At 54.4% G+C, this 15,614-nt stretch carries 11 protein-coding genes and 3 pseudogenes; 5 read left to right on the forward strand and 9 right to left on the reverse strand.

The features are described from left to right. From ACTG3T_RS05355 to ACTG3T_RS05365, 3 genes are all read right to left on the reverse strand, one after another. Window positions 1-1,379, reverse strand: a 1,379-nt coding sequence (locus ACTG3T_RS05355; RefSeq protein WP_439101236.1) for a carboxylesterase/lipase family protein, incomplete at its 3' end; no start/stop codon positions are given. A gap of 2 nt (window positions 1,380-1,381) precedes the next feature. Next, window positions 1,382-2,371: an NADPH:quinone reductase gene (locus tag ACTG3T_RS05360; RefSeq protein ID WP_439101237.1), complete on the reverse strand. Its 990-nt coding sequence runs from the start codon at window positions 2,369-2,371 to the stop codon at window positions 1,382-1,384. Window positions 2,372-2,411: 40 nt separating this feature from the next. After that, window positions 2,412-3,197 (reverse strand): SDR family oxidoreductase, encoded by a 786-nt coding sequence (locus ACTG3T_RS05365; RefSeq protein ID WP_439101238.1) that lies wholly within the window; start codon window positions 3,195-3,197, stop codon window positions 2,412-2,414. A 165-nt stretch (window positions 3,198-3,362) separates the two neighbouring features. Between ACTG3T_RS05365 and ACTG3T_RS05370 the strand changes: the two genes are divergently transcribed. Further along, window positions 3,363-4,259, forward strand: coding sequence for a LysR substrate-binding domain-containing protein (locus ACTG3T_RS05370; RefSeq protein ID WP_439101239.1), 897 nt, complete (start codon window positions 3,363-3,365; stop codon window positions 4,257-4,259). Between the two features lie 21 nt (window positions 4,260-4,280). Here the strand turns inward: ACTG3T_RS05370 and ACTG3T_RS05375 are convergent, their stop codons facing one another. From ACTG3T_RS05375 to ACTG3T_RS05385, 3 genes are all read right to left on the reverse strand, one after another. Continuing rightward, window positions 4,281-5,891: a tetratricopeptide repeat-containing sulfotransferase family protein gene (locus ACTG3T_RS05375; RefSeq protein WP_439101240.1), complete on the reverse strand. Its 1,611-nt coding sequence runs from the start codon at window positions 5,889-5,891 to the stop codon at window positions 4,281-4,283. Window positions 5,892-5,901: 10 nt separating this feature from the next. After that, on the reverse strand, window positions 5,902-8,238 hold the full coding sequence (locus ACTG3T_RS05380) for a TonB-dependent receptor (RefSeq protein WP_439101241.1): 2,337 nt from the start codon (window positions 8,236-8,238) through the stop codon (window positions 5,902-5,904). A 73-nt stretch (window positions 8,239-8,311) separates the two neighbouring features. Further along, window positions 8,312-9,829 carry a BCCT family transporter gene (locus ACTG3T_RS05385; protein WP_439101242.1) on the reverse strand — a complete coding sequence of 506 codons (1,518 nt, stop codon included), beginning with the start codon at window positions 9,827-9,829 and terminating at the stop codon, window positions 8,312-8,314. Window positions 9,830-10,219: 390 nt separating this feature from the next. Here ACTG3T_RS05385 and ACTG3T_RS05390 point away from each other — a divergent pair, with 390 nt between their 5' ends. Further along, a complete protein-coding gene (locus ACTG3T_RS05390; RefSeq protein WP_439101246.1) occupies window positions 10,220-10,468 on the forward strand; it encodes an SDR family oxidoreductase in 249 nt (82 codons plus the stop codon). A gap of 233 nt (window positions 10,469-10,701) precedes the next feature. Here the strand turns inward: ACTG3T_RS05390 and ACTG3T_RS05395 are convergent, their stop codons facing one another. Beyond that, window positions 10,702-11,526 (reverse strand): class I SAM-dependent methyltransferase, encoded by an 825-nt coding sequence (locus ACTG3T_RS05395; RefSeq protein ID WP_439101243.1) that lies wholly within the window; start codon window positions 11,524-11,526, stop codon window positions 10,702-10,704. Window positions 11,527-11,794: 268 nt separating this feature from the next. Beyond that, window positions 11,795-11,869, reverse strand: a pseudogene (locus ACTG3T_RS05400) (IS6 family transposase); the annotation flags it as partial. Window positions 11,870-12,082: 213 nt separating this feature from the next. On the opposite strand from ACTG3T_RS05400, the gene ACTG3T_RS05405 reads away from it, so the two are divergent. After that, the gene (locus ACTG3T_RS05405) at window positions 12,083-12,622 is read left to right on the forward strand and encodes an SDR family NAD(P)-dependent oxidoreductase (RefSeq protein WP_439101244.1); all 540 of its coding nucleotides are present in this window, start codon (window positions 12,083-12,085) and stop codon (window positions 12,620-12,622) included. A 58-nt stretch (window positions 12,623-12,680) separates the two neighbouring features. Here ACTG3T_RS05405 and ACTG3T_RS05410 read toward each other — a convergent pair whose 3' ends face one another. Beyond that, the gene (locus tag ACTG3T_RS05410) at window positions 12,681-13,688 is read right to left on the reverse strand and encodes a helix-turn-helix domain-containing protein (RefSeq protein ID WP_439101245.1); all 1,008 of its coding nucleotides are present in this window, start codon (window positions 13,686-13,688) and stop codon (window positions 12,681-12,683) included. Window positions 13,689-14,005: 317 nt separating this feature from the next. On the opposite strand from ACTG3T_RS05410, the pseudogene ACTG3T_RS05415 reads away from it, so the two are divergent. Together ACTG3T_RS05415 and ACTG3T_RS05420 are read left to right on the forward strand one after the other, a co-directional pair. Beyond that, a pseudogene (locus ACTG3T_RS05415) lies at window positions 14,006-14,821 on the forward strand (glycine-rich domain-containing protein); the annotation flags it as partial. A gap of 51 nt (window positions 14,822-14,872) precedes the next feature. Next, a pseudogene (locus ACTG3T_RS05420) lies at window positions 14,873-15,614 on the forward strand (hypothetical protein); the annotation flags it as partial.

Consider the following 15,614-nt stretch of genomic DNA (forward strand, 5'->3'; position numbering starts at 1 on the left):
GTCAGCCAGTACTCTAAGAGCTGGTGCGTGAGTGATCGATCAACCGCACTAGTGGGGAGCCAATAGTCATGGGTATCAAAAACGTAGGGCAACTCAGCGCCATGGTAGGCACCCACTGCCTCAAAGCCATCTCTGACACGATCAAACCGATACATAAATACTCTGCCGCCGGTAGCAACTACCGCATCAGCAAAACGCATGCTCGGACACGCAAACTGCGCCGCGGAGCGGAGGTCATTTAAACGCTGCTGGTCTGATGTCTCTGCGTCCAATTGCGCCAAAACGGCGTCACGCCTACCGACCCTCCTGGCATCCAACCACCCTTTGACCGTTTCCCCGGGCTCAATGTACATGAGCGCCTCATCCGCGTTACTGCCAACAAGTAAATCAAATGCGGGCAAATCGCCCTCGGCAGCGAGTTCGCCGAGCGTCCGCGGCAGCGACACAGGATCCAGCACAGGAGAGAAATAAAAGTCCCGATAAACTGCACCTGCCGCGGCAAGCACACTGTCAGCGCTTGCCTCACGCATGGAAGCAAGGCCACCACCGTCGTGAACGAGGACTGCCTCGAGCTTCGTACCCAAGGCCATGGCAGCGGATAAATCAGCCACCCCGTCAAACTGCCAACCCGCACTCTGGTGTATCAATCCTCGAGCAGTTCCCGCACTCAGAGGGGACACCATGAGATGGCTCGCATTGGCTGCACCTGCAGACTCTCCCATCAAAGTAATCCTGTCAGGATCACCGCCGAAGGCTGCAACGTTATCCCTAATCCAACTCAGCGCCACAGCCAGGTCATGGAGCGCAAAATTCCGATTCGGCGAGGACGGATGGGTAAGAAACCCAAACACCCCCAAGCGATACGCCACGGAGACAACAACCACTTTCTCAGCTAGCGCTGCTCCACGGTAATTGGGTTCGTAGCTCCATCCACCGGTGTTGCTCCCGCCATGAATATAGACAAGCACGGGCTTGGGGGCTGAAGCGTCAAGCCCGGTCCAGATATTTAAATACAGGCAATCTTCTGCGTAAGTAGGCGCCGGGAAAAGAGCGGGGTCAGCCCCCACGCTGTCCATGAGACCGTGATACCAATCAACTCCGGAGCTACCCTGCATGCACGCCGGAGCAAACTCACGAGCATCGACCTCTGTTCGACGCCGCATATCTGGAAGGGGCTCCGGCAATGCCCAGCGACGATCACCGACGGGGGGTAGCGCGTACGGCACGCCACGGAAAGCGACTATGCCACTATCAAGCAAAGCCCCACGGTAAACCCGACTCCCGATCTCAACAGTCGATTTTGGGGAGCTTGTCAACGTTGCCGATAACGAGACCAGCATTAAACACAAGAAAAAAAAGCTCGTAGGCTTTGTCGTCATGGTTAAGTATCGCAGCACACCACCACGCAGCCACCGCAGCCACCTTCCTCAATAAGTTCGTGGGATAGCGGCATCGAAGCAAAGGGAAGCTCCTTGGCAATCCGGTGTCGCAAATGCTCTGCAGAAAGTGCTGCTTGCGTGTGCGCCACCGCTGACGCTTTGGCGGTCTCTGGCATGGCGTAGACGAGCACCATTCGCAACGTAAGGTCCATAAACATCATTTTGCGGAACGGCAATGCGGGCTCGGGGATAACAGTCGACGAATAGGTTGCGATGGTGCCGCCGGTACGTATACAGCTGAGAATCTCTGAAACATTGGCGCCAAACTCCACATCGATAACACGATCGATCCGTGCACCGCGAGTGTGCTCCAGCAACTCCTGCCCCCAGCCCTCCTGTTGATGATTGACCACCTTCTCTGCACCCAGGGCTCGGCAAAGCGCGGCATCATCATCGTTACTTGCCGTCGCAAGGACCTTCGCACCATTACGACACGCCCACTGAATTGCATAGTAACCTACGCGACCTGCGCCCCCGGTTACCAGCACCAGTTGCCCAGCCACATCACCATCGGCGAGTACGCAGCGATGCGCTGTCATCATCGGTATGCCGATACATGCTCCCACCGCAAAAGAAGCGCTATCAGGAAGCATCGGCGCGCGCACGCTTGGCACGGCAACATATTCCGCTGCTGTGCCGAAGCGACGGCCATATTGCGCCTCGTAAACAAAAACTCGCTCACCCACCCTTTCCGTCGCTACGCCCTCGCCCACCGCCTCGATAACACCAGCGCCATCGCTGTGAGGAATAACCAGTCCGTCATCGAGCAGGTTCGGGAAGGCGCCGGCGCGCTTCTTCACATCCGAAGGGTTCACACCCGTCGTGGCAAGCCGCACGAGAACCTCTCCTGCCTGGGGTGTGGGCGTAGGCAGATCGCCCAGCGACAGAGCCTCCGCCGCACTGCCAAACCTCTCAAACCATGCTGCCTTCATAGAATCACCTTTTATATTTCCCTTGAACGTTAAGCGCCCTTCAGTCATCGAGCCAGTTAGTGAGGCCCTCCGTATGGCCATCGATAGCAATCGCCTGTCCCGAGATACGCTGCCCCGCCTCACTTGCAAGGAGACTGACCATCGCAGCGACGTCACTGCCCTCGATAAAAGTTCGTAAAGAGCTCTGCCGTTCGTAGACCGCACGTACACTTTCGCTGGAAAGTCCTCGCTCCTGCGCGTCACGCTCAATCACACGATCAATACGAGGTCCATTGACGCTGCCAGGGCATAACGCATTTACCCGAATGTTCCAGCGCCCGAGTTCCATAGCCCAAGTCTTAGCCAGTCCAATGAGCGCCCACTTTGCCGCGACGTAAGGCGACCGCAAAGGAAACCCGTGCTGTCCGGCATTTGAAGACACATTGATAATACAGCCGCTATTCGCACGTTTCATGAGTGGCACCACGCGGCGCGTGACGTAAAACTGCGCGCTCAAGTCGACATCGAGGGTCTGCTGCCACCCCTCAACACTCAGTTCATCAACGGGGGCCGTCGGGCCCGCAATGCCTGCGTTGTTGACCAGCACGTCCACTCTGCTTACGCTTTCAAATAGTAGATCGAGCGTGCGATCTACTTCCGCAGCATCGCCAACGTCGCAGACGGTAGCTGACCCGCTACCGAACTCTAAGTTAAATCTGTCTACGGCCGTGGCGTCAATATCGCATACATAGCAGCGGTAGCCATCAGCACGAAGCTGTCTGGCGATGGTCAGACCGATGCCGGCTCCACCCGCTGATATGTAAGCTATCGGTTGCTCGCTGTTCATGGAAATCAACTCGTCTACCAGAGTTCACATAGTGACAATTCTGCAGCTGGGGCGACAAGCAGATTTTATTTCCGCAAAGGTGAGATTTGCTAAACTCCAGACACAGCTGTCCGCAGCAAATCAGAGAGCCGAGAAGGTATGAAAAAAAAGGCGTCGCGGCCACGCATGCCCTCACTGAACTCCTTGCGCGCCTTTGAGGCGGCTGCCAGGCACTTAAGCCTTAAAAGAGCGGCAGAGGAGCTGTGCGTATCGCAGTCAGCGATCAGCCACCAGATAAAAGCTCTCGAGTCGCAGTTGGGCGCATCGCTTTTTTTACGCAAGGCCCGGGGCGTTGAGCTTACGAGTAAAGGAGAGCTTTACTACCCAGCGCTGCGCTCCGCGTTTAATGCTATTGCAGACGCCACCAATCTTGTCATGGAACGGCAAAGCCGCGATGTCATCACACTTCAAGTGTATGCAACCTTTGCTATTCGTTGGCTACTTCCCCGTCTTGCCAAGTTTCAAGAGGCTTTTCCTGCTCTCCAAGTACGCCTGCACACCAACCAAAGCGATGCAGATCTCGCGCATAATGACATTGATGCCGCCATCGTCATTGGCAACCCGCCGCCTAGCCTATCAGCGCAATTTCTTTTCACGTCACACATGCGGCCTGCTTGTAGCCCCGAGTTTCTCCAAAACGAAGGCCCCCTCGAAACGCCGGCAGACATCGTAGGCAAGCCGCTTCTTCAGGTATATCCCTCATCCGACGACTGGTTAAACTGGTTTAAAGGCGTTGGACTTGGCCCGGAGGGGCTCGTGGGGAGCCTTCAGCTTGAGAGCTATGAGGTAGCCATCAACAGCGCCGAAAGCGGCATGGGCATCATGCTGGGGCAGGAACCGTACATCGATAAGCGTCTCAAGGCAGGGACACTGGTGGAGCCTATTGCAGGTGCTAAAGTAAAAAACCCAAATTCCTGGCATCTTGTTGCGCGACCAGAGCGTTGGGAAACACCAAAGCTCGCGGCACTGAGAAGTTGGCTCCTTGTTGAAATAGCAGCGGATACAAGTCTTGCGCCGGACTAACAGGCGCAACCTGTAAAACACTTAATCCCCGGGATAGGCCTTCAGTGCCGGACCCAACGCCTCGCGCAGGGGCCCTAGCCATTCAGCGTAAGGTTCCCAACGACCCATCCCATCGCGATTGATGGGCTGGCGGACCTGTTCGGAACTCGCGGTGCGAACACGACGCCGAGTCTCATGGAAGCTGAGACACTGCTCCTCGAAGGGAAGGTCACAATAACCAAGAAGGCGACGCACCTCCCCTTCAAAGTCGTCCAGCAGACGCTCGTGATGCACCCGGTGCACCCGTCCGGGAAGCACCTCGTCCCAATGCGCCATAGTTTCACAATACCAACGGTAATAGTGACCTATACGCTGAAGTCCATAGCTAAATCCCTGCCCCGCTGCGAACAACTGCTTGAAGGCGCTAAAGCAGCAATCCAAGGGGTGACGGCGCGCATCTATAATCTTGGCGTGCGGCAAAATCAAATGAATCAGCCCTACATGGGAAAAATTGTTGGGCATCTTGTCCACAAAAAACGGCGAATCAGTCAGCCGCTGTTTTTGTGTCCCCTGAATATACCGCTCACCCAGCATTTGTACGTCGGCCGCTTCAAGCTCCGCAAGAGACCCGGGGTAGAGCGAGGCGTCCCGCTGGCGGCGCTTACCGGAAAGGTCCCGGGCAATGGCAATGATATCCGCAAGCTCAGCGGTACCCTCAACCTGTGAATGACTGGCAAGGATCTGCTCCACAAGAGTTGACCCCGCCCTTGGCAGTCCCACAACAAAGATGGGCGAGGTATCCGCTGCCCCCCAACCCTCTCGATCGGCAAAAAAAACCGGGTCAAAAAAATCCATAATCTGCCGGCTATCGCGCTCAAAACCATCGATATCCCACGGTACCTGACGGCCCCGTACCTGGTTGCCCTTGAGGTAGGCCGCCATCGCCTTTTTATGCTCACCCGCATCTTCCCGAGCCTTTCCTAAAGCAAACAACGCGTGATAGTAATCCCGGAAGTCGCAGTTATCGCTGCTAAGTAAAGCCTCCATGGCTTCTATCTGCGCCGCGCTAAACCGATATGTCTTGAGGTTGGCTAAAGACCAGTACGCCTCACCCACACCTGAACTAAGTTCGATACATTGCTCATAGGCCTCAATGGCCAGCTCCGTTTCACCCAGAGCACGCTGCGCATGACCATAGCTTAGCCACGCCTGCCGGTACTCGGGATGATTTTCAATAATCCCTTCGAGCACTGGTAGCGCCTTGTGATGTTCATTTAGGTCCACAAGGTTTGCTGCTTGCAGAGTGCGCCACGCAGGATTATCAGGCTCCTGCGCAAGGAGTCGCCCAAGCTCCTTAAGCGACTCCTCGTAGCGATGCCTGCGATAAAGGGCATTGGCGTAGGCGAAGCGGGCAGCATTGTAATCGGGAGCGAGTTCCACCGCGCGAGAAAGAAGGTTCTCAGCATCTCGCAAAGCACCCAGCGCTAAACCAACTTCGCCGAGAAGGCGGATGCCGTTTACGTCCTCAGGATGATCATGCACAAAAACCCTAAGCACACCCTCGGCCTTGCCTAGTGCACCCTCACCGATGAGCTTGGATGCCTGAGACAAGGGTGCCGGCAAACCCTCTGGCACCGAAGGCGTACTGGTCACGAGAGCCTACTCAGTCGAAGCTCATCCCGAAACTTACGCCAAAGGTCCTTGGCTGATTGACGGTAATCAATCGCTCAATATCTGCGTTGTTGATATAGAGTTCCGCGACTTCGTCAGTCAAATTTGAACCAAACAGCGATGCGTGCCAGCGACCGGCCTCTATGCGTAAGCTGGCGTTTAGCAAGGCATAGTCGTCCATTTTCTCCCGGTTACTAAGAAAAATATCGTTCCACTGTTCATCGGTGTAAGTGTAGTTAACCTGCAATGCGCTATCGAAATTCGCAAGCTGAAAGCTGTAACGCCCTGTGAGAGTAAACTTGTTGTCCGGCGTGAAGGGCAGGTCCTGCCCCGTTTCTGCATCCGGTTCAATGCTGTCAGAGCGCGCGAAATAGTCTTCTGTTAGTTCGGCGTTATTCCCTGCATAGGTCAGGCGGAAATCCAACGAATCTGACACCAGCCAGTTAACGTCGAGCTCGATGCCCGAACTTTCAGCGGCTCCGACATTGTCAACCAGTCCGAGCAAGGAAATATCAGGATTGAAAAATCCAATCTGCACATCGTCCCATTCCATGAAGTAAACCGCGCCATTTAAACGCAATCGTCCATCAAGCCATTCGCTTTTCCATCCGAACTCATAGCTGGTTAGGAAATCTGCCTCGTAGGTTTCGCCTACCCCGGGAGATCGGTTGACACCCCCAGGTCGATACCCCTCCGCTACCGTTCCGTAAACCATGGCGTCATCAGACAGGGTGTAACTCAAGCTGATTTTGCCAGTACCGTCGTTGCCATTGAATTCACTGGCAACATTGTCCGGCGGGCGCTCAGGACTGAAAGCGAAGCAACAGTCCGGGAAAAAAATGGTGCCGACAAAGCCATCGAGGGTGGTTTCGTTATCAAAATAGCGATAACCCACGGTCAGTTGCCAAGCGTCCGTGAAGTCGTAGTAGATCTCGCCAAACACCGCGGTTTCGCGATCTACACGGACCTGATCGGTCTGAAAGTAAAGATCATCCTCAACGGCGGCGCCGGGGTTTATGGGAGGGATGGACCACCGACTGTCGAAGGCTGTTTCGACTTCGCTGTAGAAGACACCACCCACCCAGTTCAAGCGGCCATCGCCGGGGCTTGCCAGACGCAACTCATGAGTCTCATAGCTCATATCGCTGAAATTTGAGTATTGAATACTGGGATCAACACACGGCCCAAAATAGGACACATAGCAGGTGTAGTAAGGCTCCACGAAACCATCGATGGAGTAGTGCGAGTAGTCACTGTAAGACTCAAATTCACGATCCAGGTAGGAGCCTGCGTAGGTCAGATCAGCAAAGCCAAGATCACCCTCGACCGTCAGCGCAAACTGGGTCCACTCATCTTCCTGACGGTCATCGAAGAAACGACCTACCTTAAAATCGCCAAGCTCATCAGGGTCATGATCCCAGATCCCATCGGCTTCGAGACGCTGATGCGATACCGAGGCCGTCGCCGTCCAGCGATCTGAAAGGTCAACCCCAAGGGCTGCGCGCAAACCCTGCTTGGTGGCCTGATTAAAATCATCTTCCACAAAACCCGCATTCCCTCGGGTGATTCCCGAGAGCGGGAAAGAAATCGTATCCTCCACCGCATCAATAAACCCGCCATCATCGTCCCACCACGCAGCCACGCGCAGGGCAACCCGCTCTGAAACCGGAACATTGACGAAGCCTTCGACCATATAACTTTCGCCACCATTACTGATTGTCTCTGCAGTGAGGTCCAATCCCGCCTCAAAGGCCTCAGTAGATGGTTTTTGGGTAACAATCCGCAACGTGCCTGACTGTGATGCCGCTCCGTAGAGAGTGCCCTGAGGGCCCATCAGAACCTCTATACGCTCGACGTCATAGATGTGCGGGTCTAAGTTAAAACCAATAGCCGTCACTGGCTGGTTGTCTAAGTAAATGGCCACTGAGGGACCCTGTAATGACTGGTTTCCATTCCCTCCCTCGGACACGCCGCGCATGAACAGGCTGGCCTGCCCCGGCCGACGCTGAGCAAAGGAAACCGAGGGCAATTGCTGCACGTATTCTGAAAACCCGTTGATATTAAGACGATCGAGCTCCGCAGATCCAAGGGCCTGCACACTTATCGGCACATCCTGAAGGCTCTCCGAACGCTTCTGAGCCGTGACCAGAACCTCCTCCAGCCGGGCACCACTGGCCCCCTCGTCCTGTGCAAGCGCCATAGGCACTGATAGCGACGATGCCACCAGCGGGAACGCCAGGGTTCGGCGAAGGGCCTGAACGAGAGGCCGCCTCGGGAAACCGACGGACTGTGGATGCGCGAGAAAAGATGGGTGCAATTTACATTTCATCGTAGGTCCCTGTTGTTCTTAATATCCTAAAGAGACTCGCCAAAACGCCTGTAAACCACAAGCTATGAATACTCTAGGACAACTGAGTTTTTCTCAACTCAAGCGAGTCTCGCTCAAGGGACTTCAAGAGCGCTACCCCCGACAGCCATAAGGTAAAGAGCAGTGGCAAAGAAACGACCAGCACAGCTGTTTGCGCCTCTCGTATTCCGCCAATGTACATGAGCGAAATTGGCAGGATGGCAATAGCAAAAGCCCAAAACAGCCGGTGCCATCGCGCCGGGTCCTCGCTGGGATGCATAGATTTAGTCGCACCGGCCGCCAAGGTGTACGAGGCCGAATCATAGGTCGTGGCGCAAAAGATTGTGCTCACCAGGCACAGCAGTGCGATCACAAGCGCTGACGCCGGAAGTGCGTCCAGCCCCGCAATAATTGCCTGGTTGCCGTCGCTGGCGGCCATGATCGCTACCAGGTCGATTTCGCCGGACCATTGTAGGCCCAGTCCGTGATTACCAAGAATCATATAGAACAGCCAACAGCCCGCTGATCCGAAACCAAGCATGCCGAGAACGACCCCACGCAAGCTGCGGCCGCGAGATATTCGGGTAACAAAAAGACCCACAAAGGGGCCGTAGGCCACCCACCACGCCCAGTAAAATATCGTCCAATCACGTACAAAGCCGGAGTCATCAAAGGGGTCGGTCCACAGCGTCATGCGAATGAAGTTCTGGAGGCTGTGGCCAACCGCGTTAACCGCGGTATCAAGAAGGAACAAAGTGTCGCCAAGGAACAGAACAAGCGCGAGCAGCGCAAACGCTAAGCCCATATTAAGATCTGACAAGCGACGAATCCCGCGGCTAAGACCCAAGTATACGCTGCCAGCAAATAGAACAACGCATGCAGCTACAACCGCCATTTCCATGCCGAAGCCAGGTTCTGTACCTAGCAATCGGGCCACCAGCGCCGCAATCAGGGGCGTAGAGAACCCCAAAGAGGAGCCCGCGCCGCCGATCAGCGCAATCATAAAAAGACTATCTAAAAACCGTGCAACGGGGCTGGTTTCGCGCCCCGCGAGCCAATAATCGAAGGCGATGCTGTACTTGAGATGCGGCACTTTACGAACATAAAAAGGGTAGGCAATCGCCAGGGTCGGTACGCAGTACAATGCCCAAGCCACGAGCCCCCAATGGTGAAGTCCGTAGGCAGAGGCCCATGCGGCGGCTTCCGCTGAATGAGGCTCTGCCGCAAACGGCGGCGCGGAGAAATATGATGCCCACTCAATCGCCGCCCAATACATGAGTCCCGCGCCAACGCCCGCGCTGAATAACATAGCGGCCCAGCTCAGTAACGAGAACTCTGGCGCCTCATCGCCAAGACAAACGGTGCCAAAACGGCCGAAGGCGATCCACAACAAGAAGCCCAGCGCGGCCGCCCCGGTGAGCAAGTAGAGCCATCCGAAATGAACGGCTATCCAGTCGTATGTGCTGAGCAGCACCCGCGAGCTTGCCTCGGGTAATAGCAGTAGGGGAATCGATACGGAAATCAGTACGCCCGTGGTAATCGCAAAGTTGACGCGGTCCACCGGTTTAGCCACGGGGAACAATCGCCCTATACAACGCGTGCAGGAATACGGTTTTGTCGCTGCTCTTTGTTTCAAGCTGTGCAGCGCACTTTTCAGGAATGATAAAGGTTCGCATGCCGCTAGTCTCGCATTGTTGCCGCGCAATCCGGGGCAGATTTTTCTCATCTGCGCTTGAGCTGGCCTAACACCATTCGCGGAGGAACAAGATACCTCAATTTATTCGACCAAACTTATGATTACTCAACTGCCCCACTGAACCATCCCAGGCGGCCAAGTCGCTTGCAGATGGAGATCCACTCAAATGACCCAATACCGCCTCCATCCTGCCTATGACACTCGAAGTGTTTACTGCATGACAAAACACAGCATCGAGGGATTGATGAAGGCATCTGCTGTCGCCCCATCGGGGTCCGCGTCACTTCAGTTGCGCCAACGTTCATCGAGACACCCACGCCAAAGCCGATGCTGGACGACCCGCGGTTGTCAGCCGAAGTATTAGCAAAAATTCCGATGGGCAAACTCGGCCAAACAACAGATGTAGCCGAAGCGGTTCTCTTCTTGGCAAGTAAGCGATATGCGATGACTACCGGCACTAGCCTGAAGGTGGGTGGTGGGTGGTGGGTGGTGGGTGGTGGGTGGACAGCGCAATAACGTAAGACGAAGTTATTTCAAACCATATTTGCATTCGGAGTACGTTTCGTCGTGTACGGTTAAAGAATCTGCTCTCTGCTCTCAAGCAACTACCCTACGCCATTCGTTGAACGCACTCACCCTAAGATCTCGATAACGTTGCTTGCCGTTCGCCGAATGTACATAACTGAATTCGTTACCCTGGCAGCACCCTCCGAGCTAGTGGCGTGGATGGGGGTGAGCGTGAGGGTAGTTCATGACATTAGCGCCGTCTTTTCTGCCACCAACGTTATTAGCCAGACAACACCATTAGCTTTTGCTTCTGCAACGTGTCCTTCCGAATAGCTGGTGATTTCTATTGGCCAATCCCTGAATTCATTTTCAGCCGGCGTGTAGCGCTCGAGTGGGTAATAATCTTCGCGCCATTTTTCAATTTTTACGTTTGCCCATTGATCATTTGAAAAAAAGCCTTGTAGTTTCTCCGTATCACCCATAATGAACATTTCATTGCCATGAAAATGTACCGGTGCATCGAGATACACACTGCCACCAGGCTTTAGAACACGATTAATTTCGGCAAAACAATCAGCGTAGGAGGACGGCTCTCGCACGCCGCCCGCCCTCTGGCCCCAGTGTTCAACCGATTGAACCGCGAACACCCTGTCGAAAGTATTCTCTGGAAACGGAATTTCAGTGGCGTGGCCGTAACCTCCTTTCCCAAGGACCGATTTTTCATTCTTCGGGCGACGAGGCTCTATCCCGGTCCATGTACCACCACTTCGCTGGATCAGATTTTTGGCGAGTTTAAAACGCCCGTATCCAATTTCCAGAACATCCTGTCCCCGGCAATTGTTAAAATGAGCCTCGATGCTTGAAACGACACATTTTCGCAAGGGTGTACCGAAATTTATGCTGCACTCGCTTTTCTGTTGATTGAAGCTACGACAATCCCGACAACTTATGATTCGATAATCGTCCTGCTCTTTCCAATATTGCCCGCGCCATTTGTCGCCACATTTTTCAGGGTCAGCACGAAAACTGTGCCAGCGTTTAAGGAGTGATTCTTTCTTTGAGTGCATATCGGCTATGCTCTATTCCAAATTCCTGCCCACTATATCCTACGGTGGCACTGGCAAGTCACCCTCGTATGAAGGCGTAATCCTCAGGATCGACAAGCTAAATTCTTGAGACCAAGAAAATCTATTCTCTGGCTTCACGCAACCACCACACTCCACTCAACGAACGCACTTATCCTGAGATCACGATAATTCTGCGAGTAAATCTTGGGCCTTCCCTGCAGGTAGACATCAACTACTTCGCCGTGCTGATGCACAGCACACCACAGCTATTGAAGCGATAATAGAGCCAGACAGCATAGGAAATGATATTGGGCGGGAATCGCTGGCGTTTATAGGTGCTCATGTGCCGGCTGTATTAAGTCGGGTCGGTTAACTTGGCGATACGCGCCGCACTAGCGGCGTGGATGGGGATTGGCTCATTAGATTAGACCCTTTGGCGTAGATGCCAATTATCGTGGCGCGCTTGCCGAGTGCCTGCAGAGGCGATCAGGATTAGATTGAGCTGCACGGCTTTATCTAACGTCGCAAAAGACAGTAATAAAACAACGGTCCAAGCATGCCCAAGACAAAATTTTTTCCACAGTTCAAAGCAAGGCTTCCCGATCTCACTGACAAGGTTTTCGTGATTACGGGTACCACCAGCGGGACAGGCTTCGTGGCGGCTCGCACGGTTGCCGAACTGGGGGGCGAAGCGGTTTTACTGAATCGACCGTCAAAACGTGTCGACGCCATGTTGGGCTCCCTCAAGGACGCCGTGCCTGATGGTAACTTTGTGACCATCGAATGCGACTTGCAGAATTTCGCAAGCGTCCGCAGCGCCGCCGAGGAGATTAAGAACCGATACGACGCCATCTACTGTCTTGCGAACAACGCAGGCATCATGGCGACACCGGATGAAGCGACAGTGGATGGTTACGATACGCAGATGCAAACCAATCACTTGAGTCATTTCCTGCTGACTGCGGAGCTTTTACCCCTGCTCGAAACACATGCTGACAGAGTATGTGGTCTACGTGGTTTTCGCCGCCTATTTATTGCGATCGAAGACTATGCGAGAGCGTTTCGCCTGATACTGGCAAGTCAACTTCGCAGGTAGGCGCGAACGCGAACACCCTCAGCCCTCGCTACCACGGCCGAGTCACTTCAAGAGACCGTTACACAGGTAGGGTTCGCGGCTCTCTTGAAAGCGATTTCCTGTATTCTCCAGGCGTTTCACCGCGCCAACGCTTAAACGCCCGCAGGAAAGAGTTATGCTGGGTGAAACCCGTTAGATAGCCCACTTCTGCCAGCGTATAATTCGAGTAACCAAGATATTCCAAAGCTAGTTCATAGCGAACCTTGTCCAATACCTTTCTAAAAGTGGTTCCATGCTCGGCTAAACGCCGCTCTAAGGTTCTTTTGCTTAGGCTCAAGGACTTGGCAACCGATGCTGCAGAAACGTCGTTCATCACGTTTTGTTTGATCGAATCAATTACGGCATCGATAAAAGACTGGGACTGAGATATTTGAGACGCCCGAAAATCGATTTCCTTGTCAATTTGAGCACCTAGAAATGGATGATTCGGTGTCAGTGGAACATCGGCTGCGCTTGAATCGAAAACCAGTAGATTGTAATCCCCCACCTCTATGATGCATCCAAGTTCTTTAGCAATCTCGTCTTGATGGGGAACAGCGCTGGTAATCTGAATCCGGCGAGCGCATAGATTTTGCCCTGAATGAAACCTGCATGTTTCAACGAGGTATATGAAGTCTGCGATTTCCACAAAACCGCTCAATGGGAAGTCCGGGTGCGTTGCTTTGATTGAAATCTCAAGGGTTTCGGGCGTCTGGCGAACTTCCCAAGCGACCGGTTCAATCCACGAAAATGTGTGCGATATACGATTTAAAGCTTGGCCCAAATTTTGGCTGACCAAAAACGAAATCTCGTGGGGTCCGTGCGGGTTGCCGACAAAACCCTTCGCAACCCTGATATGCACATCATCTCCCTTGTATTCAGCAATGACGGATGAATACACACGGGCAAGTTCAGCCGCCGTGAAAACTCGACCACTAATAGGCTCCTTGGTTGCAGCCACCTCTGCTCTGGATAGTACTTGCTCTAAGCCAAGATCCAGAACATCACACATACTCTGAATATTTTTGCCTGCCAGATACCTATTCATTGCCGGAGGTTTCATCTCAATCAAGGTTTGTTTTTTTGGGAGGGGCACACACAATGCGCGATACTTTTCGTCGACCGCAGGCCATAGCCCATTATCTTTCTCCTAACCCGCCAAAATGCCATCCGGATGCGCCACCCGCTAACCTCCAGTTTACTTCAAGAGTACACTTTTTCCAGGGCGCTTAGCTTGTACTAAAGCGTTGATTTATTGGGTTTTCCGCACTGTTGGTAGCCACAATCCCAAACACCCGGATATACCGATAGTAGAAAAAACCGAAGCGAAGTCGGTGAAACCTTGGGGTAGGAAAGCGCAGGATGATGGTGTTCGTGAGGTCTTTTTTCGGCTTAGCCCTGGTAGCGCTGCTCAGCCTTGCAACTACTACTCCTGCCTATGCACAAGACGCTCGGTGTAGCAATGCAACCGGAGGCACCTTAACCACTTACGAAAGCGCGGGCGACCTCTTTTGCGTGAGAACGTTTACTTCGGGCGGTACTTTTGGATGGCCGAACGCTAATGCCGGAACCGTGGACTTTTTGATCGTTGGCGGCGGTGGCGGCGGCGGCCTTGGTGGAGGCGGCAGCGGTGGTGTAGTTCAAGGTTCCCGCGCGGTGACCCAAGGCAGTTACCCGATCACGGTCGGTACAGGGGGCCAAGGAGCTGGCAGGGTCGTGGCAGGTTTTAATGCGGGTCTGCCCGGCACCGGTAGTAGTGCTTTTAGTTTCACAGCAGGCGGCGGCGCTGCGGGCGGTGGCTCCGGCCTTCAGGGCGACAATTGCAACCTAGCTCAAAATACCACCTCCAATTCCGGGACGACGACCAATTTCGGCTGCGGCGGTGGCGGTGCTGGAGTGGCCCAGCAGGTTTTGGTTCGTTCGACGGGAGGTGTCAACCCTCTTGGGAATGCCGGTGGCGGCTTTTCTGGCGCCCCCGGCCAATTCGGCGGCGGCGGTGGTGGTGCTGGCGGCGCTGGCACGGATGGAGGGGGTGCTGGCACCGGCGCAGGCGGCGCCGGTCGGTCATTTGACATAACGGGTTCACCGGTCCTCTATGCCAAGGGCGGTCCCGGAATCAATGCCGCTAATGCAGCTGGAGCTTCTTGCGAGGCGAGGACGTATGTCCCTGGGCCAGGTGGTGGCGGTTGCGGCTGGCTAACCGGACGTGATGGCGGAAACGGTATTGTTATCGTGCGTTACGCTGCTATTGATACAAGCCCCGATGCGTTCACATTCACTGACCAGACGGACGTTGCTCTGTCGGAGACGATCACCTCGGCCCAGATCACAGTGAGTGGCATCAACAGTCCGGCAGGCATTTCGGTTAGCGGTGGCAGCTACTCGATCAATGGAGGTGGCTACGTCACAGGAGCGGGAACAATATCGAGCGGTCAAGCCGTCACTGTCCGACATACATCCAGCGGGAGTTTCTCGACTGTTACGGAAACGACGCTAACTATTGGCGGGGTGTTCGACACCTTTAGCAGTACTACCGCCGACGATAGCGATGGAGATGGGGTCTCCGATGTGGATGAGAACGCAAATGGCACTGATCCCAACAATCCTGACTCGGACGGTGATGGTGTGTCCGATGGCGATGAAGCAACAAACGGCACAGACCCGAACTCCAATACCGACACCGACGGTGATGGTGTGCCGGATGATCGCGAAGTCGACAACGGAACCGATCCTAACTCCAACACCGACAGCGATGGTGACGGCGTATCTGACGATCAGGAGGCCGACCAGGGCACGGATCCTGATAATCCTGACTCGGATGGTGATGGTGTGTCGGATGGCGATGAAGCAATAAACGGAACGGATCCGAACTCCAACGTCGACAGTGATGGTGACGGCGTGCCGGACGATCAGGAGGTCGCCAATGGGACTGACCCAGGCTCCAATTCCGACAGTGATGGTGACGGCGTGCCGG

The sequence above is a fragment of the Congregibacter sp. genome, from assembly GCF_965660375.1.
Lineage (GTDB): Bacteria > Pseudomonadota > Gammaproteobacteria > Pseudomonadales > Halieaceae > Congregibacter.